Here is a 23,850-nt window from a genome sequence, read left to right on the forward strand (position 1 = left end):
CCGCCGGGCGGGGCTTACTTTTTTGGGCGCCTTACCGCGCGGCACACTAAGCTGCCCAGTGACTGCGCCCTCTCCCCTTGCGGGAGAGGGCATGTAGGAAAGTGCAGCGAGCTCGATTCGGTGAGGGGTCTCTCTCAACAAGTGTCGCTCGCGGAGAGATACCCCTCACCCAACCGCGCGCGTGGATGTGCCGTACATGCCCTCTCCCACAAGGGGAGAGGGCGCTGCATCTGACAGCGGCGAACCCGTGTATCAGCCCTCGATCTTCGAGAAATCCGCCACCGCGCGCGTGGCGCTGCGGATCTCGTTCAAGAGCTTGAGCCGGTTCTCGCGGATGGCGGCTTCGTCGTCGTTGACCTTCACCTTGTCGAAGAACGCATCCACGGCCGGGCGTAAGCGGGCAAGGTGGATCATCACTCCCTCAAAATCTTCGGCTTCGACCGCTCGCAGGATAGCCTGCTTCGCTCTGGCGATCTCTCGTGCGAGCGTTTCCTCCTCTGGCAACCGATACAGAGCGCTATCTGAGGTACCCTCAAACTTGCAATTGTCTCGCTTTTCTTCGATCGCAAGAATGTTGCCGGCACGCTTCGTGCCAGCAAGCAAGTTCCTTCCATCCTCGCTATCCAGAAACGTTCCAAGTGCGCGGATTCGGTGGATCACTAGAAATAAATCGTCTTGGCCACCGAGCGCGAACACAGCGTCTACAAGATCGTGTCGCGCGCCCTGCTCGCGAAGTTGGCCTTTTAGCCGTTCAGCAAAGAACGACAAAAGCCGGTTGGACCGGTTCTCCAAGAGATGATGAAACTCGGCCCTACATTCGGCTAGCTTGGCTTCTATTCCTTCGTGCGTTGGTCGTCCAGCAAGCCCCTTATGTGCGCGTATCATTTCAAAATTACCGAACATCATCGCAACCTCGACAGCATTGCCAGCAGGTGTGATCGCCGTCTTGTAGACGACCGTTTGCTCGAGGTGATTCAGGAAGATCGACATCAGTCTGATCCTTAGTCCCGACTCGATCATTCGAATGACACCAAGGGCTGCTCTTCGAAGCGCAAAGGGATCCTTTGAACTCGTAGGCTCTTCAAGAATCGCCCAGAAGCCGACCAGCGTATCTAGCTTGTCCGCGAGGGCGACAGCCACCGCGACCTTGTCGGTCGGCACGCGATCGCCCGGTCCCTGCGGCTTGTAGTGCTCTTCGCAGGCGGCCGCGACCGAGGCGTCCTCACCCTGGGCCAGCGCGTAGTACTTGCCCATGAGGCCCTGCACTTCCGGGAACTCGCCCACGACCTCGGTAAGCAGATCGGCCTTGGCGAGCTTCGCCGCGCGCGCGGTCTTTGCGGCATCGGCGCCGACCAGCGGTGCGATCTCGGCGGCGAGCTTCTCGATGCGCGCGATCCGCGCGGCCTGCGTCCCCAGCTTCTCGTGGAACACAATCTGCTCGAATTTCGGCAGCCGGTCCTCGAGCTTGGTCTTCAGGTCCGTCTCATAGAAGAACTTCGCGTCTGACAGCCGGGCGCGGATGACGCGCTCGTTGCCGGCGATGATGGTCTTACCGCCGTCGGTCGCCTCGATGTTCGCGGTCAGGATGAACTTCGGCGCGAGCCCGCCGGTCTTGGGATCGCGCACCACGAAGCATTTCTGGTTGTTGCGGATGGTGGCGCGGATCACCTCGCCCGGGACCTTCAGGTATTCCGGATCGAACGAGCCCATCAGCACGACCGGCCATTCGACGAGGCCTGAGACCTCGTCGAGCAACACCTGGTCTTCGACCAGCTCAAACCCTTGTGCGAACGCCAACTGCTTGGCGTCGGTGACGATGGTGTCTTTCCGGCGCTGCGGATCGAGCACGACCTTGGCGTCGAGCAATTTTGCCTCGTAGTCCTCGAAGCGGCGCACCGAGATCGCCGCAGGCGCCAGGAAGCGGTGGCCGTAGGTGGTCTGCCCGGCCTCGATGCCATCGATGGCGAAGCTGACGACATCCGGCTCCTCGGTCTCGAGGCCGAAGGTGGCGGTGATCGCGTGCAGCGGCCGCACCCAGTTCAGCGCGCCCGGCTTTTCCGAGCGTTTGCCCCAGCGCATCGATTTCGGCCAGGGGAAGGTGCGCACGATGACCGGCAGCATCTCGGCGAGCACATCGAGCGTGGCGCGGCCGGGCTTCTCGATCAGCGCGACGTAGAAGTCGCCCTTCTTCGGATCGCGCTGGATCGTCGCCTCGTCGAGCGAGGACAGGCCGGTGGCCTTGAGGAAGCCCTGGATCGCGGCGTCCGGTCCGCCGACGCGCGGGCCCTTGCGCTCCTCCTTCAGGTCCGCCTGCCGCGCCGGAATGCCGTGCACGGTCAGCGCCAGCCGCCGCGGCGTCGCGAACGCCTTGGCGCCTTCGTAGACGAGGCCCTCGGCGACGAGCTTGTCGGTCACCATGCGGCGCAGATCATCGGCCGCCTTGGCCTGCATGCGCGCGGGGATTTCTTCGGAGAACAGTTCGAGGAGAAGATCGGGCATTAGTTGAACTCGTTGGCAGGGCTGGCGCTGCTGCGCTCCCCTCCCCCTTGCGGGGAGGGGTTGGGGGTGGGGGTCAGCGCGCGCTGGAGGTGGTGAGGCACGTCGTCAGGAGCGCCGAGGACGTTGCTATGGGCGATCAATCGCGCGACTTGATGCAAAATGGAGTGGTGACCCATCAGACATCTCGCCCGGAGACCCCCACCCCCGACCCCTCCCCGCAAGGGGGAGGGGGGCAGAGGCACCGCGTGTGTTGCGACATTCGACGGCACGAAAGATCTCGATCCAAATCAAAAGATAAGGAAGGCTTCAGCGGCGCTTACTCAGCCGGCTGATGAAGCGCCCGCCCCGCCCGCTTCCGTGTGCAGCCAGGCTTCGCCGCAGGCCTTGGCGAGTTCGCGGACGCGCAGGATGTAGCTTTGGCGCTCGGTGACGGAGATGACGCCGCGCGCGTCCAGCAGGTTGAAGACGTGGCTCGCCTTGATGCACTGGTCGTAGGCCGGCAGCGCCATCAGGTGCTGATCGCGCTTGCCGTCCTGCCAGCCGGCGTCGAGATATTTCCGGCAGGCGCCTTCGGCCATCTTGAACTGCTCGAACAGCATGTCGGTGTCGGCATGCTCGAAATTGTGCCGCGAATATTCGCGCTCGGCCTGCAGGAAGACGTCGCCATAGGTGACCTTGGCGTCGCCGTCGCGGCCGTTGAAGTTGAGGTCGTAGACGCGGTCGACACCCTGGACGTACATCGCCAGACGCTCGAGGCCGTAAGTGAGCTCGCCGGCGACCGGCGCGCATTCGAAGCCCGCGACCTGCTGGAAATAGGTGAACTGCGACACCTCCATGCCGTCGCACCAGCACTCCCAGCCGAGGCCCCAGGCGCCGAGCGTCGGGCTCTCCCAATCGTCCTCGACGAAGCGGATGTCGTGCACGGCGGCGTCGATGCCGATCGCGGCGAGCGACTTCAGGTACAGCTCCTGAAGGTTCGGCGGCGACGGCTTCATGATGACCTGGAACTGGTAGTAGTGCTGCATCCGGTTCGGATTCTCGCCGTAGCGGCCGTCCTTCGGCCGCCGTGACGGCTGCACATAGGCCGCATTCCACGGCTTCGGCCCGAGCGCGCGCAAGGTCGTGGCCGGATGGAAGGTGCCGGCGCCCATCTCCATGTCGTAGGGCTGCAGGATCACGCAGCCCTGCTCGGCCCAGAAGCGTTGCAGGGCCAGGATGAAGCCCTGGAACGAACGTTCGGGGCGCATGTGAGGAGGCAGCGAGTCCATCGTCGGGATCGGTCTTTCGCGGGTCTGAAAAGCGCGCGGACCGTATCGGCGAGGGACTGAGGAATCAAGCTAAGGGCCGGATAAAACGGCGGCCGGGGCCGCCGTTTCGATCGCGGCGAGGTCAGCCCGGCCGGTAGGCGCCCGTCGCGGGATCACGGCGCAAGGTCTTGATCTCGGCGGGCTGCGCCACCTCGGCGGCGCGGGCCAGCCGCATCTCTTCCAGCTCGCGGTTGATCTTCTGAGCGGTCTTGTAGGCCCAGCGAACCGCGGCAAGCCCGCCCAGCATACCCGCGAAAGCGACGAACGGCGGCATTGGTCGATCCTTGTTCATGCAGAAGCCACCCCTATTCCCATTGTCGCCGATCCCGGTTCCCCCTGCAATCCGGATTGCAGGGGGCAAAATGGCGCGGACCCCGGCTCTAGAAGCCGAATCGGGCCCAGATCGCCCGGGTTTCGGCGACGGAGATCAGCTCCTCGGCCAGCCCCGACCAGCCGAGGCCCAGACCTTCCGCGGCAAGGCTCCCGGCGCCGGCCGCCTTGCGGCCCAAGAGGCCGGACAGCAGGCCGCCGGCCGGCGCCACCACGGGCATGCCGACCTTGTCGCCAAAGCGCGCTCGCAGCACCGAGCGGAGATCGCCGATGGCGTCGGCCAGGCCGAGCGTCACGGCGGTCTCGCCGGCCCAGTACTCGCCGGTGAACAGCAAATCGTCGGCGCCCTTGAGCTTCGTGGTGCGGCTCTCCTTGACCAGCGAGATGAACAGCGCGTGGATCTCGCGCTGGATCTTCTTCAGCCGCGCCACGTCATCAGGATTTTCGGGAAGGAACGGATCGAGCATCGCCTTGTGCTCGCCGGCCGTGTACAGCCGCCGCTCGACGCCGATCTTCTTGATCAGGTCCTGCAATCCGAACGACCCGCCGACGACGCCGATCGAGCCGACGATCGAGGACGGATCGCAGAAGATTTCGTCGCCCGCGCAGGCGATCATATAGCCGCCGGACGCCGCGACGTCCTCGACGAACACCAGCACGGGAAGCTTCTTCTCCGCGGCGAGCTGGCGGATGCGCAGATAGATCTGGCGCGACTGCACCGGCGAGCCGCCGGGCGAATTGATCACCAGCGCCACCGCCTTGGCGTTGCGCATCGAGAAGGCGCGCTCCAGCATCTTGGCGACACCGGCCAGCGTCAGCCCCGGACGCAGCGGCGTCACCGCACCGATCACCCCGGAGAGGCGGACGACGGGCACCACCGGCGCGCCGCGCAGCCGCGCGGGCAGCAGCGCTTTCAACCGATCAAAAGGCCCCGCTGCATCGCTGGGTTGTGTCAAATTGTCCACCATCCTGTTACCTCGGATTAACCACTTTTTATCCCGCCGCTGCCATTCAAAGGGCTGGAACAAGCCTTGCAATAGCTGGGGCAATTGCACGGCTGATCAAGTTGCAGAGTGCGGCGGAGGAATTCATGAAGGTCTATCTGTTGATGCTGCTGATCGGTACTCTCTTGACGGCGATCCGTTTCACGTCGGTAACAGAACGCCGCTCCGAGGCGCAGACACAATAACGCCGGATCCCGACCAACCGTTCAGGGGGCGGCCAGAGCCAACGCCCCCTGCCCCTTCAGCACACGCGACACCTCTTCATTCGGCACGCCTGCCGCTTCATTCAGCACCACCCCCGGCAGGATCTGGGTCGGCGCCCGCCCTCCCTTAACGGCCCGCACCAGAATGCGGATTGCTGGCTTTCCAGCCTGCCCATGCACCGGCTGCAGCGCCAGGCTGCCGAAGCCGCGCGCCAGGGCCGCCAGCACCTCGCTCAAGCCATCGGCCCGCCAGATCAACGTCAACACACCCCCGGATTTCAGCATCCGGCGGCCGGCATGCGTCCACAGCTCGAGCGTGGTCGTCGTCGCCATGTGGGCATTGGCGCGCGCCTGATCGGGCGAGGCGCGGTGACGCGCGGCATCATGGAACGGCGGGTTCATCAGCACGACATCGACGCTGTCGGGTCCGAGGCCGGCTGCAACAAACGCAGCAGCATCGGCGGCGATATCCAGCACGGCCACGTCGGCCTGCAGCTCATTGTCACGCGCATTGGCGCGGGCCAGCTCCGCCAGATGCGGCTCCCGCTCCACCAGCACCAGCGCGATGCCGTCGACACGCCGCGCCAGCGCCAGGCCTGCGGTGCCGACACCCGCGCCGAGATCGACCACGCGATCACCCGGCCGCGCAGCGGTCGCCGCTGCCAGCAGGACCGCGTCATGGCCGGCGCGATGGCCCGAGGTCGGCTGGCGCAGCCGCAGGCGGCCGCCGAGCACCGTGTCCTCGGAGATGGCCGCCTCACTCATCGGGGCGGAGTTCGTGCGCCAGCCCGGCGTCGGTGAGCAGCCGCCGGGCCTGGAGATTGTCGTCCTCATGCACGAGGATCCGGCGCGGCAGGATGCCGAGTGAGCCCTCTATGATGCTCATGTTCTGGTCGAGCACGAGGTGATGGATGTCGGCGCCGTCGAGCAGCGCCCCGATTGCCGAAACCAGCACGATGTCGTTGGTCCGAACCAATTCCTTCAAACGTTATGTCTCCGTGCAGGCCAAGGCGGCGAGATCAGTCGGCGAGACCAGTCGATGCGGAGCGGGTCAAGGTTCCGTGTCCGCCCTTGCCGCCCGCGGCCGCAGTTTCTATTGTCGTTTCGAGCATAGCAAAATCGGAGACCAGCGTGGCGGTTATCGTACCTTTCGAAAGTCCATCGGGCGCCTCCATCGATGGGCTGGTCGGTCTGGTCGCGGCCGACATGGAACGAGTCAACGCCACGATCCTGTCGCGCACCGGCTCGGACGTCACGATGATCCCGGAGGTCGCCAATCACCTGATCTCCTCAGGCGGCAAGCGGCTGCGGCCGATGCTGACTCTCGCGATGGCGCATCTCACCGAGTATGCCGGCGACGGCCACGTCAAGCTCGCCGCCGCCGTCGAGTTCATGCACACCGCAACGCTGCTGCATGACGACGTGGTTGACGAAAGCGAAATGCGCCGCGGCAAATTGTCCGCGCGCATGCTGTGGGGCAACGAGGCCAGCGTGCTGGTCGGCGACTTCCTGCTCGGGCAGGCGTTCCGCATGATGGTCGAGGTCGGCTCGCTGCGCGCGCTCGACATCCTCTCCGCGGCCGCCGCCACCATCGCCGAAGGCGAGGTGATGCAGCTCGCCGCCGCCAAGAACACCGCGACCACCGAGGACGAATATCTCGCCGTGATCCGCGGCAAGACTGCCGAGCTGTTCGCCGCCGCCTGCGAGGTCGGCCCGGTGCTCGCCGATCGCCCCAAAGCCGAGCAGACCGCGTCGCGCTCGTTCGGCATGAATCTCGGCATCGCCTTCCAGCTCGTCGACGACGTGCTCGATTATGGCGGCAAGGCCGCCAAGCTCGGCAAGAATGTCGGCGACGATTTCCGCGAGGGCAAGATCACCCTGCCCGTCGTGCTCGCCTTCCGCCGCGGCAGCGACAGCGAGCGCGCGTTCTGGATCAAGTCGCTGGAGCGCGGCGAGATCGACGACAGCGACCTCGACCACGCCATCGGCCTGATGAACAAGCACCGCGCCTTGGAAGACACGATCAGCCGCGCGCATCATTACGGCGCGATGGCGGTGGATGCGCTGGCGCTGTTTCCGGGATCGCCGATGAAGACGGCATTGGAGCAGGTCGTGGCGTTCTGCCTGGCGCGGTCGCATTAGTTAGCGGTCGTACGCCTGCCCCACTGACGCTGTCATGCGCACGCGGTGCCGGTGAATGCGCCCTCGCCCCTTGTGGGAGAGGGCAAGTAGGACAGATCAGCAAGCTCGGTTGGGTGAGGGGTTTCTCTCCGCGAACACCGAGCTTGCGGAAACATACCCCTCACCCAACCGAGCTTGCTGATCTGTCCTACTTGCCCTCTCCCGCAAGGGGCGAGGGCGCTGTATTCAGCAGTCGTTTCGCGGCGATTAGTTAGCTCAGCGTGCCCGCATGCACCCACCATTCGCGGTGCGCAGCTGCGATTGCGGCGCCCGCCGCCTTTGCATCCACGTCGCTGCCGTAGATCGCAAAGCACGTTGCTCCGGAGCCCGACATGCGCGCCAGCAGCACGCCGGCGCTCGCGCGCAGCGCATCGATCACGGTGCCGATGATCGGCTGCACTTTCAGCGCCGGCGGCTCGAGATCGTTCTTCACCTGGCTCAGCACGTCGACCCAATCGCCGATCGACGCGCCAGCTTTCGGCCAAGCCGGCGCGGTGAGCACATCGGCCACACCGACCAAGAGATCACCCGGCTTCAGCCCGAGCGCCTGGAATACATCCTTGGTCGCGACCGGCACGCGCGGATTGATCATCACGCAAGGCAGGACCGGCAGCGCCAGCGGCTGCAAGTTCTCGCCGACGCCGGTCATCGTGCAGGCGCGCGAGGGCACGCAGACCGGGACGTCGGCGCCGGTCTTCAGCGCCACCGCCTGCAGGCGCGGATCATCCAGCGACAGCCCGTTCAGCTTGGCCAGCAGCCGCAGTGCCGCGGCCGCATCCGCCGAGCCGCCGCCGATGCCGGCTGCAACCGGCAGCACCTTCTTAAGCGTGAAGGCGCCGAGCTTCAGGCCGGGAACGGCCTCGGCGAGCAGGCGCGCGGCCTTGAGGACGAGGTTGTCGAAGGTGTCGCCACAGGCGTCCGCCAGCGGCCCGGTCGTGGTCAGCGTCAGCTCCGGCCCGGGCAGCAGCGTCAGCTGATCGGCGCAGTCGGCAAACGCAACGACGCTTTCGAGATCATGATAGCCGTCGACGCGGCGGCCGACGACCCGCAGCGTCAGATTGACCTTGGCGCGGCCCTGCTCCTGCAGCGCGCCGGTGACCGTGGACGCCAACATCGGCGCAATGCCCCCAAGCTCTCGAGGTGGCGGAGATCCGGCAACGCTGTCAGCCCGGAGCCGAAGCGCACGTGACCGGCGCCACCACACCTTCATCAAAATCAATCCGGGCTCCCCGGCAAGCCGAGGAGCCCGTGATGGCTCTAAATCGTGATCGGTAAGACCTAACCGCCCTTGCCGTCGTCCTTCTTGGCGTCGGACGGCGTGTCCTTGGTGTCGGCGCTGGCGGCGGCCGGCGCCGGATCGTCGGTCAGGCCGTTCTGGATCTTGGCCTCGATCTTCGGCAGCTCCTCGGCTTCCGGCTTCAGGTCGCGGGCATGGGCCCACTGGAACTTCGCTTCAAGCTTGCGGCCGATCTTCCAATAGGCGTCGCCGAGATGGTCGTTGATGGTCGGATCCTCGGGCTTCAGATCGATCGCGCGCTCGAGATTCTTCACCGCCTCTTCGTAGTTGCCGATGCGGAAATAGGCCCAGCCGAGCGAGTCGACGATGTAGCCGTCGTCGGGCCGCTGCTCGACGGCGCGCTTGATCATCTTCATGCCTTCGTCGAGATTGACGCCCTGGTCGATCCAGGAATAGCCGAGATAGTTCAGCACGTGCGGCTGGTCGGGCTGCAGCTCGAGCGCCTTGCGCATGTCGGCCTCGGCCTTCGGCCACTGCTTGGAGCGCTCCAGGCAGATGCCGCGATAGTAGTAATAGACGCTGTTGGCCTTGTCGTTGTTGGCGGGGAGCGAATCCACGCCGAGCGAATAGGTCTTGGCGCAATCGGCGAACTTCTTGCGGCCGCGCTCGATATTGCCGAGCGCCATGATGGCTTCGAGATCCTTCGGATCCTGCGCGATCACGTCCTTGAGGATCTTGATCGCATCGTCGCTGCGGTCGGCGCTGTCGAGGTCGGTCGCGAGCTGGATCTGCGCATTGCGCTTCAGCGGCGAGCTCGCCGGCACCCGCTCATAGACCTTGATCGCCATCTGCGGCTTCTTCACCGTCTCGTAGAGATCGGCGAGCGACAGCAGCGCCAACGGATGGTTCGGCTGCAAATGCAGCGCGAGCTGCAGATAGACCAGCGCGAGGTCCTCGCCGCCGCGGCGGCTCAGGGTGGCGCCGATGCCGTACAGCGCCTCGGCGGCGCCGGCCTGCGGCGAGTCCACCAGCGGCGGCATCTTCTTGCCGGCCTTGGTGTCGCGCAGGCCTTCCTGCACCAGCGGATGGCGCGCGAGCTTCTTGTCGAACGCCTCATAGATCGCGGTCGCGGACGCCGCATCCTTGTTGCGCGACAGCCAGTGCGCATAGGCCTCGGTGATGCGCAGCATCGAATCGTCGAGCTTGTAGGCGCGCTCGAAGCGGACGCCGGCTTCCTTCTCCTTGCCGGCGAGCTCCAGGATCATGCCGGCATGGAGGTCCTTGAACAGCGGATACCATTCCGGGCCGGTCAGCTTGTCGATGGTCGCGACCGCGCCCTTCGAATCGCCCGCGCCTGCCGTGGCCCAGGCCGACAGCAGCGTGGCGACGAGATCGGTGATCGGGCCGCGGACCGACTGATTGATGTTGTTCTGTGCGGCGGCGTATTTCTTCTGCTTGATGTCCTGCACGCCCATCACGAGGCGGGCGATGCGGTTGGACTTGTCGACCGTGAGCACACGTTCGGCGAGCTTGACGGCTTCGTCGATGTCGCCGTCCGCAACCGAGGAGATGAAGGCGCGGTCGAGCAGTTCGTTGTTCTTCGGATCGCTGCGCAGCGCCGAGCGGTAAAACGCGGCGGCCGAGGCCGCATCACGCTCCACGCTGGCGTGGCGGGCCGCGAGATAGCTGCCCGAGGTGGTGAGCGACTTCAGATCGACGCTGCTCGGAAACTTGGCGGCGGTGTCAGCCGGATGATCCGGCGTCTGGGCCAGGACGGCACCGGGGAGCAGCAAGGCGGCAATAGCAATGGCGGTCCAGCGATTGCGAATGGATAACATCACGGTGCGCTCTGGTTGTTGGATATGGATTGGTCGTATCGGACACGAACCCGGTCGGCCGCTCGTCAAGGCGCCGACAATGCCGCGTTTGGCGGCCAACCGCAAGGATTTGCAGGATATTCGGGTCAGCCGGGAGCCCCTTTGGCCAAGGTCTCCTGCGACAAACCGCGCCAAGATGGCCGTATCGTGGCCGGCTGCCCCCGCCGGGGCAGTCGGCTCACGCAAACGTGCGTTAACGCGCGATTACATCGCTTCGTAGTTCGGGCCGCCGCCGCCTTCCGGAGGAACCCAGGTGATGTTGCCGTTGGGGTCCTTGACGTCGCAGGTCTTGCAGTGGACGCAGTTCTGCGCGTTGATCACGAAGCGCGGGCTCGCACCGTCCTCGACCCACTCGTACACGCCGGCCGGGCAATAGCGGTTCGACGGGCCGGCATAGACGTCGTGCTCGGAGCTCTTCTGCAGCGCCATGTCGGCAACCTTCAGATGCACCGGCTGGTCCTCCTCATGATTGGTGTTCGACAGGAACACCGAGGACAGCTTGTCGAAGGTCAGCTTGCCGTCCGGCTTCATCGCCGGCTTCGGCTGGTGCGCCTTGGCGGGATCGAGCGTGGCGCGGTCCGGCTTGGCGTGCGACTGGGTGCCGAACAGCGAGAAGCCGAGCGTGTTGCACCACATGTCGAAGCCGCCGAGGACGACGCCGAGCACGGTGCCGAACTTCGACCAGAGCGGCTTGACGTTGCGGACCTTGAACAGGTCCTCGCCGACCGGCGAGCCGCGCCAGGCGTTCTCGTAAGTCACGAGCTCATCATTGGTCCGGCCCGCGGCGAGCGCGGCGTTGACGTGCTCGGCGGCGAGCATCGCACTGCCCATCGCATTGTGCACGCCCTTGATGCGCGGCACGTTGACGAAGCCCGCCGCGCAGCCGATCAGCGCGCCACCGGCAAACGACAGCCGCGGCACGGATTGATAGCCGCCCTCGGTGATGGCGCGCGCGCCATAGGCGAGCCGCTTGCCGCCTTCGAACACGCCGCGGATCGACGGATGCGTCTTGAAGCGCTGGAATTCCTCGAACGGCGACAGATACGGATCGTCGTAGTTCAAGTGAACGACGAAGCCGACCGCGACGAGATTGTCGTCGTAGTGATACAGGAACGAGCCACCGCCGGTCTTCATGTCGAGCGGCCAGCCGAACGAGTGCTGGATCAGGCCCTTCTGGTGCTTGGCGGGATCGATCTGCCAGACCTCCTTGAGGCCGATGCCGAACTTCGCCGGCTCGCTCTTGGCGTCGAGCGCGAATTTCGCGATCAGCTGCTTGGAGAGGCTGCCGCGCGCGCCTTCCGCGAACAGCGTGTACTTGCCGAGCAGCTCCATGCCGCGGGTGAAGGAGGCCTTCGGCTTGCCGTCCCGGCCGATGCCCATGTCGCCGGTGGCGATGCCGCGGACAGCACCCTGCTCATCGTAGAGCACCTCGGCCGCCGCGAAGCCCGGATAGATCTCGACGCCGAGCGCCTCGGCCTTGCGCGACAGCCAGCGACAGACATTGCCGAGCGAGCCGATGTAGCAGTGATGGTTGTCCATCAAAGGCGGCATCGCGAAGGCCGGCAGCGAGATCGCGCTGCTCTCGGTCATCCAGAAGAACTTGTCGACCTTGACCTGCGTCTTCAGCGGGCAGTCGTCGTCGGTGCGCCAATCCGGGATGAGCTTGTCGAGCGCGACCGGATCGATCACGGCGCCCGACAGGATATGCGCGCCGACCTCGGAGCCCTTCTCGACCACGACGACGTTGAGGTCGGCGTTGAGCTGTTTCAGCCGGATCGCAGCCGTCAGGCCCGACGGGCCCGCGCCGACGATGACGACGTCGAACTCCATGGATTCGCGCTCGGGTAATTCTTCGGTGCTCATCTCTCTCGATCTCAAGGCCCGGCTGATGCAGCTGGATGTGGCCCCTGCCGCCCCCCGGCGCAAGCAAAGGTCAAACCCGAGAGCTGCAATAGCGACAATGACTTAACTAGGGTTCCTCAAGGCGTTCGCGTTTCGCTGGAGGGTGATCCTGGAGGGGAGCGAAGGCGGCCGCCGGAACACTAGGGCGTTCCGTCCCTTTTTTGGGTTATTCCAAGCTCTTGTTTCCGATTTTTCCGGGCAGGACAACCACGTAAATGCATTCCGCCATGCGCCGGGACAGCGTAGACTGTCGCAGCGATCGATCATGATGACTCCCGAGCCCCTCCCCGACGTCCGGCAACTGCTCGCCTTCTATCTGGAGGCCGGGGTGGATTGCGCGCTCGCGGACGAGCCGATCAACCGGCTGGTCGAGCCCGAACCGGCGCCGGCGCCCGCCGCGGCTGTCGCTCGCCAGGGAGCGTCGCAGGCCGGCCGGCCGGCCGCCCCGGCGATCATTCCGCCGCGCGGAGAACCGCCGCCCCCGCCGGACGCGGCCATCGCCTCGGCGCGCGAGGCGGCGCGGACCGCGCCGACGCTGCAGGCCTTACGCGAACTGTTGGAGAATTTCGACGGCTGCGCGCTGAAGCAGACGGCCTCGCGGCTGGTGTTCGCGGACGGCAATCCGGAGGCGCGCATCATGCTGGTCGGCGAGGCGCCGGGCCGCGACGAGGACATCGAGGGGCTGCCGTTCGTCGGCCGCTCGGGCAAACTGCTCGACCGCATGATCGGCGCGATCGGGCTCGATCGCACGAAGGTCTACATCGCCAACGTCATCCCGTGGCGGCCGCCCGGCAACCGCACGCCGACGCCGCAGGAGACGCAGATCTGCCTGCCGTTCATCCGCCGCCAGATCGAGCTGGTCGATCCCGACGTGCTGGTGACGCTCGGCAACCCGTCGACCCAGGCGCTGCTCGGCACCACCGAGGGCATCATGCGCACGCGCGGCAAATGGCGCGACTACGACACCGGCAAGCGCACCATCCGCGCGATCGCCACCTTCCACCCCGCCTATCTCTTGCGCTCGCCGTCCTACAAGCGGCTGTCCTGGCAGGATCTGCGCGCGATCGCGACGGTGCTGGCGGTCTGAGCCCGACTCTCTCCACGTCATTGCGAGGAGCGCAGCGACGAAGCAATCCAGAGTCGCGCCCGGGACTCTGGATTGCTTCGCTTCGCTCGCAATGACGGAGTTCGCGGCGAGACTACGCCCCCTTCGGCCGGATGATCGCCCAGCCGATGCGCAGCACCGGCTGGCGGCCATTGATCAGCCAGTCGAAGCTGCGCGGCACCTCGGGCACCAGGCCGGGAAAGCGCTGGACCAGCTCTGGCGGCGGCGTGCCCGCCGTGTCCGAGGCACGCCAGACGACGATACCGCCGCTCTCGGCGAACTTCGCCGGCGTGATCCAGGGTGTCCGCTGCGGCGTGGCGTCGAGGAACAGATGCGCGCGGCGGCGGCCGAGCGCCACGAGCCCGGCAAGCTGCGGATCACCCGCGACCGCCTGCAGCCGCTGATTGGTGCGGCGTTCGAAACTCTCGACGAAGAAACGTGAGATGTCGCGGGCCGGCATCGAGGTCGCGACCTCGCCATCGCCGAACAGTGGCTGCACGATGGCGTTGCCGGTGACGAGGATCGCAGGCGCGGCGACCGCGGCGGCCCAGACCGCGCGGAGAAGCCTCTGCCGGCGCAGATAGATCAGATCGCCAGAGGCCACCACGAGGGCCAGTCCGACCATCGTCAGGCTGACCGCGGTGCCGCCGAGGACGGCGGGCAGACCAAACAGGCCGGCGATGACACTGCCCGCCAATGCCGGTGCGATCGCGAAGCAATAGACGAAGTCGCGGGCGAGCGGCGGCACCGGACGCCGATAGATGATCGGTGCATCGGTCTCGCCGCGGCTGACCCAGCTGGCATCGAACACGACGAGCAGCAGCATCGCGGCGATGGCGAGCAGCAATCCGCCGGCGAGCGCCAGCCAGTGCCAGGCGCGCAGCGAGAGCGCGGCGAGAGCCGGCAGCGCCGGCAGGCCGACGCTGTCGGAGCGCAGCACGAAGACGAGATAGGGCAGCGCCAGCGCCAGCACGACGAGCAGCGCGAACAGCGGATCGAACGAACGCAGGACGCGGCGGCCCTGGGCGGTCGAGACCACGAAGCCGGCGAGCAGCAGCAGCAGGCCGGCGGCGGCCGGCGTCGTCAGCAGCAGGAGCCCCGCCTCGATCGACCAGGCGAACCATGCGTTGCGCCGGCCCTGGCCGAGAATCCGCCAGCTGTGCAACAGCAAGAGCGCCCACAATGGACGCGCCAGCACCTCGGGACCGAATTCCAGCGTGGGCGCGCCGAACGCGGTGATGGTCATGGTGAGCAGCACCGCGAGCACGGCCTGCTGGCCGCCGACGACGGAGCGCGCCAGCAGATAGATGACCCAGAGGCTGAGGGCCGAGCAGCAGACCGCGAGCAGGTAGACGCCGAACACGTGATTGCCGGCGGCGCGATAGGCGATGTCGGCGAGCCAGAACGACAGCGGCGGCCCGAGATCGGTGCCGACCTGGTACTCGCGCCCGAACGCGATGGTGGTGGCAAGCTGGCCGGGCGGGCTGCGATAGAACAGCACGGCGACCCCGAGCCACATCAGGGCCTGGCACAGCACCACGATGACGACGACCAGCCGCGGCCTTGCGCGGATCAGTTCGACAACCAGGGACGTGAAACGCATGAACGGCTGGTTCGCTTGGCTGGGATCGCTGGGACGTCGAGGAGGCCGGCAGGACCGTCCCTCATCCGCAGCCGCGTTGTCCGACGCCCGCAATCGATACCGCACGCGATACCGCACGATTTGGGCGCACAACACCGCCCCCGCTGCGAGGAGTGACACTTCGTGCTGGTTGGCTATCTCAAGCTTTAAGACCGCGGCGCGGTCGAGGCAACCGGCATCAGGCTTGGAGCGAGATTTCGGTGGAGGTCACCACCGTGATCTCCGCAAACAGATCGGGCTCCGGCCGCACGGCCAATGGCTGATGCTTCTGACGGGCCGCCACGACCGGCGCAAACAGGCTGCGGTGATGCACGGAGGGGCCGAGCCGGTCGAGAGCCGCAAGATGCTCCGGCACCCCGTACCCCTTGTGCTGCTCGAAGCCGTAGCCCGGGCAATCCTGCGCAAGCGCGCACATCAGCCGGTCGCGTGTCACCTTGGCGACGATCGAGGCCGCGGCAATCGACATCACCAGCCCATCGCCACCGATCACCGCTTCACAGTTGCAGTCGACGTCGATGCGGTCGCGGCCGTCGACGAAGACATGCTTGGGCGCCTCCGGCAGCGCTCTCACGGCGCGCGACAGCGCCCATAGCGAGGCACGCAGGATGTTGTCGCGATCGATTCGCGCCGGCGAGGCCATCGCCACGGCGAAGGCCGAGGTCTTGCAGATCTTGTCGAACAGCGCCTCGCGCTGCTCGGCGCTCAGGCGCTTGGAGTCGTCGAGGCCCTTCGGGATACGGTTGGGATCAAGAATCACCGCTGCAGCCACCACCGGCCCCGCGAGCGGACCACGCCCAGCTTCGTCGCAGCCCGCAACCGGCCAGATGCCCTGCTTCAGCAGGGCACGCTCGCGCCGAAAGCTCGGCGGCGCCACGGCGATGATCCCCTTGCCTGGCTTGGCGATCGTTTTGCCCGCGCCCTTGGCTCCGGCCGCTTTCGTTACAGCACCGCTGGCCGCTTTCGGCCTGCCCGGCTTTTTCGCTTGATCCCGAATCATGGTCGGCATGGTGCGGAACGCGCCGCAGCGGCGCAACCGGAACCCCGCTCAATTCCCCGCTATTCCCACAGCGGTTGAACAGGAGAGATCAGGCGGGCAGATGCACGCGATTGTCCTCGCCGACATCGATTCCTGGCGCGACGACCACCTCCCAGAGATGGCCGTCGGGATCGGAGAAATAGCCGCTGTAGCCGCCATAATCGGTGGGCCGAGCCGGCTTCAGCAGTGTCGCGCCCTTCTCAACCGCCGACGAAAGCGCAGCATCGACCTCGGTCTCCGAGCGGCAATTCCAGGCGAGGGTTACGCCGCGGAAGCCCGGCGGCCGCGGCGCGTCGGCAACATCCGCGTCCTGCGCGAGCGCCTCCCAGGGATACAACGCCAACACAGTACCGCCCGTATCGAAGAACGCCACAGCCTCGCCCGTCGCCCGAAACTTCCGGGCAAAGCCAAGCGACGCATAGAAGGCGATGCTCCGGCGCATCTCGGACACACCGAGGGTGATGACCGTGAACCGCGGCATGACGACCTCTGCACTCACTGTCCGCTCCAAAGACCTCAGAACAAGCTCAACTGCTGCCCGCCGCCCTTCGGCCGCACGAAATGATCGGTGGTCAGCTTGGTCCGCCGCTTGTTCAGCCCAAGCTTCTCGCAGGCGATCTCGAACCGGCGGCCGATCATCCAGGCCATCGGCCCCGTGCCCTTCATCCGCGTACCCCATTGCGAGTCGTAGTCGCGGCCGCCGCGCATGTCGCGGATCAAAGTGAAGACGTGGCGATAGCGATCGGGGTAATGCTCCAGCAGCCATTCGCGGAAGAGATCACGCACTTCCAGCGGCAGCCGCAGCAGCACATAAGCGGCTTCCTTGACCCCGGCATGGGCGGCGGCATCGAGAATGCGCTCGATCTCGCTGTCGTTCAGTGCCGGGATCACCGGCGCCACCATGACCGTGGTTGGGATTCCGGCCTTCGACAGCGCCTGCAGCGCCTCCAGCCGCTTCGATGGGGTCGAAGCCCGCGGCTCCATGGTCCGCGCCAGCTTCGGATCCAGCGTGGTCACGGAGATCGCGACCTTCGCCAGGTTCTTCTTGGCCATCCGCGCCAGAATGTCGGCATCACGCATCACCAGCGCCGACTTGGTCACGATCCCGACGGGATGGCCAACCTTTTCCAGCACCTCGAGGATGCCGCGCATGATCTTCCGCTCGCGCTCGATCGGCTGATACGGATCGGTGTTGGTGCCGATCGCGATCATCCGCGGCTCGTAGCCGCTGGCGGCGAGCTCCTTCTCCAGCAGCGCCGGCGCATCCGGCTTCACGAACAGCTTGGATTCGAAGTCGAGGCCCGGCGACAGCCCGAGAAAGGCGTGGGTCGGCCGCGCGAAACAATAGACACAGCCGTGCTCACAGCCGCGATATGGATTGATCGAACGATCGAAGCCGATATCGGGCGAATCGTTGCGGGTGATGACCTTGCGCGAGGTGTCGGTCGCGACCGTCGTCTTGAACGGCGGCAGCTCCTCGAGGCTCTGCCAGCCATCGTCGAAGGCAACACGGGCTTCCGCCTCGTAGCGGCCGCTCGCATTGGATTGTGCGCCCCGGCCGCGGCGCCGGCCCCGTTCAATGGCGACCGCGAGCTCGGGAAAGTCCTTTTCAGGACCGGACAAAGGCGCGCCCACCGGCTCGGAGGGCACCGGGATCGGTGGGCGCTTGAGGGCATGTGAAGATGCTCGGCTCATGGCCAAGACATAGCACAAAATGAGAACATAACAAGAATAAAAAAGAACGAAGGTATAGGCGGGCGTCTGAGCCGGCGCAAGGCCAGCCATCACATTCCCGTTCTATGCTCGGACCGCGCTGGAACGGGATGGTGCTGCGTTACTCTGATGTACGCTCCCGCAGGCGCGAAGCGGAAGGCAAGCGAGGTCCCATGCAGATCAGTTCTCCCCAACAGACCCATCCGGCCGACGATCTCGACCTGCTCGACCGCTACTGGCGCGCGGCGAACTATCTGTCGGTCGGCCAGATCTATCTGCAGGACAACCCGCTGCTGCGCGAGCCGCTGAAGCCGGAGCACATCAAGCCGCGCCTGCTCGGCCATTGGGGCACGACGCCCGGGCTGAACTTCATCTATGCCCATCTCAACCGCGCGATCACGGCGCAGGATCTCGACGTGATCTATGTCTGCGGCCCCGGCCATGGCGGACCGGGCATGGTCGCCAACACCTATCTCGAGGGCTCCTACAGCGAGATCTATCCCGACATCACGCGCGACGTGGACGGCATGCGCAAGCTGTTCCGGCAGTTCTCCTTTCCCGGCGGCATCCCGAGCCATGCGGCGCCGGAGACGCCGGGCTCGATCCATGAAGGCGGCGAACTCGGCTATGCGCTGGTGCACGCCTACGGCGCAGCGTTCGACAATCCCGACCTGATCGTTGCCTGCGTCATCGGCGACGGCGAGGCTGAGACCGGCCCGCTCGCAGCGTCCTGGCATTCGAACAAATTCCTCAATCCCGCGCACGACGGCGCGGTGCTGCCGATCCTGCATCTCAACGGCTACAAGATCGCCAACCCCACGGTGCTCGGCCGCATGGGCGATGCGGAGCTCAAATGCCTGTTCGAAGGCTATGGCTATGCGCCGCTGTTCGTCGAAGGCGACGAGCCCAGGGCGATGCACCGGCAGATGGCGGACGCGCTCGACGTCGCGCTCGCGAGCATCCGCTCGATCCACCAGAACGCGCGCCAGCCGGATGCGGTGCTCCAACGCCCGCGCTGGCCGATGATCATCTTGCGCAGCCCTAAGGGCTGGACCGGACCGAAGGAGGTCGACGGCCTCAAGGTCGAAGGTTTCTGGCGCGCGCATCAGGTGCCGATCTCAAATCCGCGCGGCAAGCCGGAGCACCTCGCTCTGCTCGAATCCTGGATGAAGAGCTATCAGCCGGAAACGCTGTTTGACGCACAGGGACGGCTCGTGCCGGAACTGCAGGCCTTGGCACCGAAGGCGACCCGGCGGATGGGCGCCAATCCGCACGCCAATGGCGGGCTGCTCAAGCGCGAGCTGAAGCTGCCGGACTATCACGCCTTCGCGGTCGAGGTGCGCACACCGGGCGAAACCATCGCCGAGGCCACGCGAGAGCTCGGCAAATTCCTGCGCGAGGTCATCAGGCTGAACGCGGACACGAGACACTTCCGCATCATGGGTCCGGACGAGACCGCCTCCAACCGGCTCGATGCGGTGTTCGACGTCACCGAACGCGTCTGGATGGAAGGCATCGAGCCCTATGATGTCCATCTCGCCCATGACGGCCGCGTCATGGAGGTCTTGAGCGAGCATCTCTGCCAGGGCTGGCTCGAAGGCTATCTGCTCACCGGCCGCCACGGCTTCTTCTCGTGCTACGAGGCCTTCATCCACATCATCGATTCGATGTTCAACCAGCACGCCAAATGGCTGAAAGTGTCGCGCCACCTGCCATGGCGACGGCCGATCGCCTCGCTGAACTATCTGCTCACCTCGCATGTCTGGCGGCAGGATCATAACGGCTTCAGCCATCAGGACCCCGGCTTCGTCGACCTCGTCGCCAACAAGAAGGCCGACATCGTCCGCATCTACTTCCCGCCGGACGCCAACACGCTGCTGTGGATCGCCGATCACTGCCTGCGCACCTATGACCGCATCAACGTCATCGTCGCCGGCAAGCAGCCGTCGCCGCAATTCCTGTCGATGCGAGAGGCGGCCGTGCATTGCGACGCCGGCATCGGCATCTGGCCATGGGCCGGCACAGGCCCCGCCGACGCCGAGCCTGATGTGGTGATGGCCTGCGCCGGCGACATCCCGACATTGGAGACGCTCGCCGCGGTCGACCTGCTGCGCAAGGCGCTGCCCGACCTGAAGATCCGCGTCGTCAACGTCGTTGATCTGATGACCCTGCAGCCGGACACCGAGCATCCGCATGGCCTCAGCGATCGCGATTTCGACAGCCTGTTCACGACCGACAAGCCGGTGATCTTCGCCTATCACGGCTATCCGCATCTCATCCATCGCCTCACCTACAGCCGCACCAACCACGCCGGCATGCATGTGCGCGGCTTCATCGAGGAAGGCACGACGACGACGCCGTTCGACATGGTCGTGCTCAACGAGCTCGATCGCTTTCATCTCGCCATCGAGGCGATCGAGCGTATGCCCGGCCTCGCCGTATCAGCGGCGCATGTGAAGCAGCGCTTCCGCGATGCCCTGATCGAGCACGCCCGCTATGTCCGGACGCATGGCGAGGACATGCCGGAGATTCGCGATTGGGTCTGGCAGAACAGCGCGGACGGCACGACGCCAGCTCAGGCGGGCGACTGAGCCAGCCGAGCGCGAGCTACGGCAACGCCGCACCTTGAAATAGCAGCCGTTCGGGCGTTGCCCGAACGGGCGCCCCCGGCAGCGTGCTACAAAATTCCGCAGTGCAGCGGGCTGATTCAGTTATGACAAGATGATAACAAGAGACCCGGAGGTCCTGCCAACGAAGATGCCAGGTTCATGCTGAGCGTGATCATCCCGACCGAAGGGGTCGAGCAGACCGCCGTGGCCACGCTGTCGGCGCTGGTGCCGGGCGCCGCGGCCGGCGTCGTCACGGAGGTGTTGCTGATCGACCGCTCGGCCGATTCCAGCGTGATCGAGCGTGTCGCCGACGTCGCCGGCTGCCACTTCATGAAATTCGAGGGCTCGCATGCCGCAGCGCTGGCGGCGGGCGCCGCGCAGGCCCGCGCGCCCTGGCTGATGTTCCTGCCCGCAGGCGCGGTGCTGGATGCCGGCTGGATCGACGAGACCATGCAGTTCGTCCAGAGCGTCGGCGCGGCCGGGCGCCCGCTCGCCGGCGTCTTCCGCTACGCCCGCTCGCCCTATGCGGCCGTCAGCCTGCGCGACCGCCTGCGCTCCGTCACCCGCGCCCTGATCGGGCCGCTGGGAGACCAGGGCCTGCTGATCGCCAGGGAGCATTACCGGCAGGTCGGCGGCTACAAGCCGGACGTCAAGCAGGCGGAGACGCGGCTGCTGCGCCAGCTCGGCCGCTCCTCCCGCACCATGCTGCGCAGCCGGATCGTGATGGTGTGAGCGTCACGCCAATACTTGCCAAAGTCAACAATTTGGTTGACAATGGCATGCATTGGAGGCGCTCATGAATTCCGCTTACGTGAATCCCCCTCAATCGGACCGCCCACGCGCTGGCGCTGACGTCGCGGACGACCAGGTCGCCGCCGTCCGCGCCTTCAACCGCTTCTACACCCGCAAGCTCGGGGCGCTCGACCAGCACCTGCTCGATAGCCCGTTCTCGCTCGCGGAGGCGCGCGTTCTCTACGAGCTGGCGCAGCACGAGGCGATTTCGGCCAAGGAGATCGGCGTTTCGCTCGGCCTCGACGCCGGCTATCTCAGCCGCATCGTCCAGAGCTTCGACGAGAAGGGCCTCATCAGCCGCACGCCATTGCCGTCGGATCGCAGGCAGCAGCAGCTCAGCCTGACCGCGAAGGGGCGGCAGGCCTATGCGAAGCTCGATCGCAGCTCACAGAAGGAAATCGCGGCGATGCTGGCGCCGCTGGCGCCCGCGCTGCGCGACCGTCTGGTCGGCGCCATGGCGACCATCGAAGGCGCCCTCGAGCCGCAACAGCCGAAGCGCTCCCCGGTGCTGCTGCGCAGCCACCGCCCCGGCGACATCGGCTGGGTCGTGGCCCGCCACGGCGCTGTCTATGCCGAGGAGTACGGTTGGAACGCCACGTTCGAGGCGCTGGTCGCCGAGATCGGCGCGCAGTTCATCCGCAAATACGATTCCACCCGCGAGCATTGCTGGATCGCGGAATTCGCCGGCGAGCCGGTGGGCTCGATCTTTCTGGTCAATGGCGGAAATGGCGTCGCCAAGCTGCGGCTGCTGCTGGTCGAGAAGAAGGCGCGCGGGCTTGGCGTCGGGCGTGCCCTGACCGAGCAATGCATCCGCTTCGCGCGCGAGACGAACTACACGACGATCGAGTTGTGGACGCAGAGCATCCTCACCGCGGCCCGCGACATCTATGCCCGCGCCGGCTTCCGCAAGATCGCCGAGGAGCCGCACGCGATGTTCGGCGTGCCGCTGACCGGCGAGACGTGGCGGCTCGAGCTCTAGCTCGTCGCCGTAGCAACCGCCGGTAGGTCGAGATCGCCTCCACAACAGGCTTGCGCCTGCCGATTGCGAAGTTCCCGCGCGCCGCTAGTATGCTGCGAAATTGGAGCAGGTATCGGCAGTGATGGATTTGATGGTGCGATCGAGGTTTGCGGCGCTGCTCGCGTTCGCCGTGGTGTTTGGGGGCAAGGCTGGGACGGCGGCTCACGCCGCGCCGCAGGACGAAGCGGCCAAGCAACAGGCGCCCAAGCAAAACGCGTCCAAGCAACACGCGTCCAAGCGGCAAGCGAACAAGGGACAGGCGGCTAAGGGACAAGCGCCCAAGGGCGACGCCACGGTCGAGATCACGCGAACGACAGACTTCCTCTATCTCGGGGTGAATGCCACGGTGGAGATCAACGGCGCCAAGGTGGCGAGCCTTGGCCGCGGCGAGAGCTACAGCGGCCCGCTCCCGCCGGGCGACACGACGATCGTCGTCTCGGCCTGGTCCTCGCCGGGCTCGTCGAACATCCATTTCGACGCCGAGCCCGGCAAGGCCTATCGGATGGTGGTGGGTCCGCGTGGAAATAACTTTGGGGCCAGCATGGTCGGAGGCCTCATCGGCGCGGCGATCGAAGGCGGCGGCGCCTTCGAGATCGTGCCGGCGAAGTGAGCAGCGAAAAAGCCTTTCGCCGTCCCTGCCCCGCCGTCTCACGACGTCGCAATCGACGTCGCGCCACGATCGACGTCATTCCGGGGCAAGGCCGCAGGCCTTGAACCCGGAATCCCGAGATTGGCTTGCGCGCGTCAACAAGCTCGAGATTCCAGGTTCAATCGTCAGACGCGGCTGCGTCTGACGATTGAACCTGGAATGACGGAGTGGACTGCCAACTAAGCCGTCGCGCCTTGCGCCTTCGGCCGCCGCAGATGTTCATCGAGCCGCGGCATGATCTCGACGAAGTTGCAGGGCCGCGTGCGGTAGTCGAGCTGGGCGGCGAGGATGCCGTCCCAGCCGTCGCGGCACGCCCCGGGCGAGCCCGGCAGGCAGAAGATGTAGGTCGCGCCGGCCACGCCGGCTGTCGCCCGGCTCTGGATCGTCGACGTCCCGATCTTGGCGTGGCTCAGCAGATGGAAGGCGATGGAGAAGCCATCCATCCGCTTCTCGAACAGCGGCTCGATCGCCTCCGGCGTCACGTCGCGGCCGGTGAAGCCGGTGCCGCCGGTGGTGATGATGACGTCGACGCCGGGATCGGCGATCCACGCCTTCACCACCGCGCGGATCTTCTCGACATCGTCGGTGACGATGTCGCGCGCGGCGAGCTTGTGGCCGGCGGCGGTCAGCCGATCGCTCAAGGTATTGCCGGACTTGTCGTCGGCGAGCGATCGCGTGTCGGACACCGTCAGCACGGCGATGTTGAGGGGAATGAAGCTCTTGCTCTCGTCGATCGCCATCGTGAC

Annotated in this window: 20 protein-coding genes; 6 read left to right on the forward strand and 14 right to left on the reverse strand. The window is 66.0% G+C overall.

The window, feature by feature from the left end; all coding sequences use genetic code 11:
- Nucleotides 1-252 precede the first annotated feature (252 nt).
- From glyS to NLR35_RS07930, 6 genes are all read right to left on the reverse strand, one after another.
- Entirely contained in the window at nucleotides 253-2,499 is a 2,247-nt protein-coding gene (gene glyS / locus NLR35_RS07905; RefSeq protein WP_257165985.1) for a glycine--tRNA ligase subunit beta, read from the reverse strand.
- Nucleotides 2,500-2,819: 320 nt separating this feature from the next.
- Nucleotides 2,820-3,767: a glycine--tRNA ligase subunit alpha gene (locus NLR35_RS07910; RefSeq protein WP_257165986.1), complete on the reverse strand. Its 948-nt coding sequence runs from the start codon at nucleotides 3,765-3,767 to the stop codon at nucleotides 2,820-2,822.
- A 121-nt stretch (nucleotides 3,768-3,888) separates the two neighbouring features.
- A complete protein-coding gene (locus tag NLR35_RS07915) occupies nucleotides 3,889-4,080 on the reverse strand; it encodes a hypothetical protein (RefSeq protein ID WP_257165987.1) in 192 nt (63 codons plus the stop codon).
- A gap of 106 nt (nucleotides 4,081-4,186) precedes the next feature.
- On the reverse strand, nucleotides 4,187-5,104 hold the full coding sequence (locus NLR35_RS07920) for a S49 family peptidase (RefSeq protein WP_257165988.1): 918 nt from the start codon (nucleotides 5,102-5,104) through the stop codon (nucleotides 4,187-4,189).
- Nucleotides 5,105-5,346: 242 nt separating this feature from the next.
- Nucleotides 5,347-6,108: a tRNA1(Val) (adenine(37)-N6)-methyltransferase gene (locus tag NLR35_RS07925; RefSeq protein WP_257165989.1), complete on the reverse strand. Its 762-nt coding sequence runs from the start codon at nucleotides 6,106-6,108 to the stop codon at nucleotides 5,347-5,349.
- Complete coding sequence (locus NLR35_RS07930) at nucleotides 6,101-6,328, reverse strand: DUF2007 domain-containing protein (protein WP_006613556.1); 228 nt, start codon at nucleotides 6,326-6,328, stop codon at nucleotides 6,101-6,103. Before NLR35_RS07930 ends, NLR35_RS07925 begins: the two co-directional genes overlap by 8 nt.
- A 146-nt stretch (nucleotides 6,329-6,474) precedes the next feature.
- On the opposite strand from NLR35_RS07930, the gene NLR35_RS07935 reads away from it, so the two are divergent.
- Nucleotides 6,475-7,485, forward strand: coding sequence for a polyprenyl synthetase family protein (locus NLR35_RS07935; RefSeq protein WP_257165991.1), 1,011 nt, complete (start codon nucleotides 6,475-6,477; stop codon nucleotides 7,483-7,485).
- Nucleotides 7,486-7,735: 250 nt separating this feature from the next.
- Here NLR35_RS07935 and NLR35_RS07940 read toward each other — a convergent pair whose 3' ends face one another.
- From NLR35_RS07940 to NLR35_RS07950, 3 genes are all read right to left on the reverse strand, one after another.
- Nucleotides 7,736-8,638 carry a 4-(cytidine 5'-diphospho)-2-C-methyl-D-erythritol kinase gene (locus tag NLR35_RS07940; RefSeq protein ID WP_257165992.1) on the reverse strand — a complete coding sequence of 301 codons (903 nt, stop codon included), beginning with the start codon at nucleotides 8,636-8,638 and terminating at the stop codon, nucleotides 7,736-7,738.
- Nucleotides 8,639-8,802: 164 nt separating this feature from the next.
- Nucleotides 8,803-10,599 (reverse strand): tetratricopeptide repeat protein, encoded by a 1,797-nt coding sequence (locus NLR35_RS07945; protein WP_257166154.1) that lies wholly within the window; start codon nucleotides 10,597-10,599, stop codon nucleotides 8,803-8,805.
- Nucleotides 10,600-10,842: 243 nt separating this feature from the next.
- On the reverse strand, nucleotides 10,843-12,501 hold the full coding sequence (locus NLR35_RS07950) for an electron transfer flavoprotein-ubiquinone oxidoreductase (protein WP_257165993.1): 1,659 nt from the start codon (nucleotides 12,499-12,501) through the stop codon (nucleotides 10,843-10,845).
- Nucleotides 12,502-12,808: 307 nt separating this feature from the next.
- Between NLR35_RS07950 and NLR35_RS07955 the strand changes: the two genes are divergently transcribed.
- Nucleotides 12,809-13,627, forward strand: coding sequence for a uracil-DNA glycosylase (locus NLR35_RS07955; RefSeq protein ID WP_257166155.1), 819 nt, complete (start codon nucleotides 12,809-12,811; stop codon nucleotides 13,625-13,627).
- 112 nt (nucleotides 13,628-13,739) lie between these two features.
- Here the strand turns inward: NLR35_RS07955 and NLR35_RS07960 are convergent, their stop codons facing one another.
- From NLR35_RS07960 to NLR35_RS07975, 4 genes are all read right to left on the reverse strand, one after another.
- Nucleotides 13,740-15,248 (reverse strand): glycosyltransferase family 39 protein, encoded by a 1,509-nt coding sequence (locus NLR35_RS07960; RefSeq protein ID WP_257165994.1) that lies wholly within the window; start codon nucleotides 15,246-15,248, stop codon nucleotides 13,740-13,742.
- Nucleotides 15,249-15,465: 217 nt separating this feature from the next.
- A complete protein-coding gene (locus NLR35_RS07965; protein WP_257165995.1) occupies nucleotides 15,466-16,293 on the reverse strand; it encodes a ribonuclease HII in 828 nt (275 codons plus the stop codon).
- 79 nt (nucleotides 16,294-16,372) lie between these two features.
- Nucleotides 16,373-16,804, reverse strand: coding sequence for a VOC family protein (locus NLR35_RS07970; protein WP_306577319.1), 432 nt, complete (start codon nucleotides 16,802-16,804; stop codon nucleotides 16,373-16,375).
- A gap of 35 nt (nucleotides 16,805-16,839) precedes the next feature.
- Nucleotides 16,840-18,018 carry a PA0069 family radical SAM protein gene (locus NLR35_RS07975; RefSeq protein ID WP_257165997.1) on the reverse strand — a complete coding sequence of 393 codons (1,179 nt, stop codon included), beginning with the start codon at nucleotides 18,016-18,018 and terminating at the stop codon, nucleotides 16,840-16,842.
- A gap of 191 nt (nucleotides 18,019-18,209) precedes the next feature.
- Here NLR35_RS07975 and NLR35_RS07980 point away from each other — a divergent pair, with 191 nt between their 5' ends.
- From NLR35_RS07980 to NLR35_RS07995, 4 genes are all read left to right on the forward strand, one after another.
- Entirely contained in the window at nucleotides 18,210-20,627 is a 2,418-nt protein-coding gene (locus NLR35_RS07980; protein WP_257165998.1) for a phosphoketolase, read from the forward strand.
- 177 nt (nucleotides 20,628-20,804) lie between these two features.
- Nucleotides 20,805-21,377, forward strand: coding sequence for a glycosyl transferase (locus NLR35_RS07985; RefSeq protein WP_257165999.1), 573 nt, complete (start codon nucleotides 20,805-20,807; stop codon nucleotides 21,375-21,377).
- Between the two features lie 64 nt (nucleotides 21,378-21,441).
- Nucleotides 21,442-22,416 (forward strand): helix-turn-helix domain-containing GNAT family N-acetyltransferase, encoded by a 975-nt coding sequence (locus tag NLR35_RS07990; protein ID WP_257166000.1) that lies wholly within the window; start codon nucleotides 21,442-21,444, stop codon nucleotides 22,414-22,416.
- 130 nt (nucleotides 22,417-22,546) lie between these two features.
- Nucleotides 22,547-23,065 carry a hypothetical protein gene (locus tag NLR35_RS07995; protein ID WP_257166001.1) on the forward strand — a complete coding sequence of 173 codons (519 nt, stop codon included), beginning with the start codon at nucleotides 22,547-22,549 and terminating at the stop codon, nucleotides 23,063-23,065.
- A 218-nt stretch (nucleotides 23,066-23,283) separates the two neighbouring features.
- On the opposite strand, the gene moaB is transcribed toward NLR35_RS07995, so the two are convergent.
- Nucleotides 23,284-23,844 (reverse strand): molybdenum cofactor biosynthesis protein B, encoded by a 561-nt coding sequence (gene moaB, locus NLR35_RS08000; protein WP_257166002.1) that lies wholly within the window; start codon nucleotides 23,842-23,844, stop codon nucleotides 23,284-23,286.
- Between the last annotated feature and the right edge of the window lie 6 nt (nucleotides 23,845-23,850).

The sequence above is a fragment of the Bradyrhizobium sp. SRS-191 genome (assembly GCF_024586915.1).
Taxonomy (GTDB): domain Bacteria; phylum Pseudomonadota; class Alphaproteobacteria; order Rhizobiales; family Xanthobacteraceae; genus Bradyrhizobium.

What these genes read in the sequence shown, in the direction of transcription:
- NLR35_RS07990 (WP_257166000.1), top strand. Translation starts at nt 21,442, where the DNA reads ATGAATTCCGCTTACGTGAATCCCCCTCAATCGGACCGCCCACGCGCT.
- NLR35_RS07970 (WP_306577319.1), bottom strand. Translation starts at nt 16,804, where the DNA reads ATGCCGCGGTTCACGGTCATCACCCTCGGTGTGTCCGAGATGCGCCGG.
- NLR35_RS07975 (WP_257165997.1), bottom strand. Translation starts at nt 18,018, where the DNA reads ATGAGCCGAGCATCTTCACATGCCCTCAAGCGCCCACCGATCCCGGTG.
- NLR35_RS07940 (WP_257165992.1), bottom strand. Translation starts at nt 8,638, where the DNA reads ATGTTGGCGTCCACGGTCACCGGCGCGCTGCAGGAGCAGGGCCGCGCC.
- NLR35_RS07955 (WP_257166155.1), top strand. Translation starts at nt 12,809, where the DNA reads ATGACTCCCGAGCCCCTCCCCGACGTCCGGCAACTGCTCGCCTTCTAT.
- NLR35_RS07960 (WP_257165994.1), bottom strand. Translation starts at nt 15,248, where the DNA reads ATGCGTTTCACGTCCCTGGTTGTCGAACTGATCCGCGCAAGGCCGCGG.
- NLR35_RS07950 (WP_257165993.1), bottom strand. Translation starts at nt 12,501, where the DNA reads ATGAGCACCGAAGAATTACCCGAGCGCGAATCCATGGAGTTCGACGTC.
- NLR35_RS07910 (WP_257165986.1), bottom strand. Translation starts at nt 3,767, where the DNA reads ATGGACTCGCTGCCTCCTCACATGCGCCCCGAACGTTCGTTCCAGGGC.
- NLR35_RS07920 (WP_257165988.1), bottom strand. Translation starts at nt 5,104, where the DNA reads ATGGTGGACAATTTGACACAACCCAGCGATGCAGCGGGGCCTTTTGAT.
- moaB (WP_257166002.1), bottom strand. Translation starts at nt 23,844, where the DNA reads ATGGCGATCGACGAGAGCAAGAGCTTCATTCCCCTCAACATCGCCGTG.
- NLR35_RS07985 (WP_257165999.1), top strand. Translation starts at nt 20,805, where the DNA reads ATGCTGAGCGTGATCATCCCGACCGAAGGGGTCGAGCAGACCGCCGTG.
- NLR35_RS07995 (WP_257166001.1), top strand. Translation starts at nt 22,547, where the DNA reads ATGGTGCGATCGAGGTTTGCGGCGCTGCTCGCGTTCGCCGTGGTGTTT.
- NLR35_RS07980 (WP_257165998.1), top strand. Translation starts at nt 18,210, where the DNA reads ATGCAGATCAGTTCTCCCCAACAGACCCATCCGGCCGACGATCTCGAC.
- NLR35_RS07965 (WP_257165995.1), bottom strand. Translation starts at nt 16,293, where the DNA reads ATGCCGACCATGATTCGGGATCAAGCGAAAAAGCCGGGCAGGCCGAAA.
- NLR35_RS07945 (WP_257166154.1), bottom strand. Translation starts at nt 10,599, where the DNA reads ATGTTATCCATTCGCAATCGCTGGACCGCCATTGCTATTGCCGCCTTG.
- NLR35_RS07925 (WP_257165989.1), bottom strand. Translation starts at nt 6,108, where the DNA reads ATGAGTGAGGCGGCCATCTCCGAGGACACGGTGCTCGGCGGCCGCCTG.
- NLR35_RS07915 (WP_257165987.1), bottom strand. Translation starts at nt 4,080, where the DNA reads ATGCCGCCGTTCGTCGCTTTCGCGGGTATGCTGGGCGGGCTTGCCGCG.
- glyS (WP_257165985.1), bottom strand. Translation starts at nt 2,499, where the DNA reads ATGCCCGATCTTCTCCTCGAACTGTTCTCCGAAGAAATCCCCGCGCGC.